Source organism: Vibrio sp. 1249-1 (assembly GCF_033340495.1).
Window position 1 is genome coordinate 1 of record NZ_JAWOWJ010000563.1, and the last position, 695, is coordinate 695.

Genomic DNA, 695 nt, shown 5'->3' on the forward strand with positions numbered 1-695 from the left:
GTATCTGGTAAAGGACTGTTTAAGAAGGGCTACACGATCAAAGCTGTAGACGGCGTTTCCTTGTCGGTTTCAGAAGGAGAAACATTGGGACTCGTTGGTGAATCTGGCTGTGGTAAAAGTACCTTAGGACGTACGATTCTAAAATTGTATGAGCCAACAGAAGGTAAGATTTTCTTTGAAGGCAAAGACATTACAAAGTTCTCTGTCAAAGAGATGCGCTCGTTGCGTAAAGACATGCAGATTGTCTTTCAGGACCCAATGGAGTCACTTAACCAGCGTCACACCATTGGTATGATTTTGGAAGAGCCGTATATCATCCATAAAATAGGCACTCCTGCAGAGCGCAAACAATGGGTGAAAGAGCTGTTGGTGAAAGTTGGCTTGCCTGAAACGGCTGTGAACCGTTATCCGCACGAATTCTCTGGTGGCCAGCGTCAGCGTATTGGTATTGCTCGTGCGATAGCACTGAAGCCAAAGCTGTTGATTTGTGATGAATCAGTATCTGCACTGGATGTATCGGTTCAGGCGCAAATTCTCAACTTGTTGCTGCAACTTCAACAAGAAATGAACCTTGCCATCATCTTCATCTCTCACGATTTGTCGGTGGTTAAGCATGTCTCCGATAAAGTCGCGGTGATGTACTTTGGTAAAGTGGTGGAAGCGGGGAATGCGAAAGAAATTTACGCGAACCCTCA

General features: G+C 45.3%; 1 protein-coding gene. It reads left to right on the forward strand.

Annotated features, from left to right (window positions below; genetic code table 11):
• Positions 1 to 695, forward strand: a 695-nt coding sequence (locus tag R7Z50_RS27620; protein WP_318149772.1) for an ATP-binding cassette domain-containing protein, incomplete at both ends; no start/stop codon positions are given.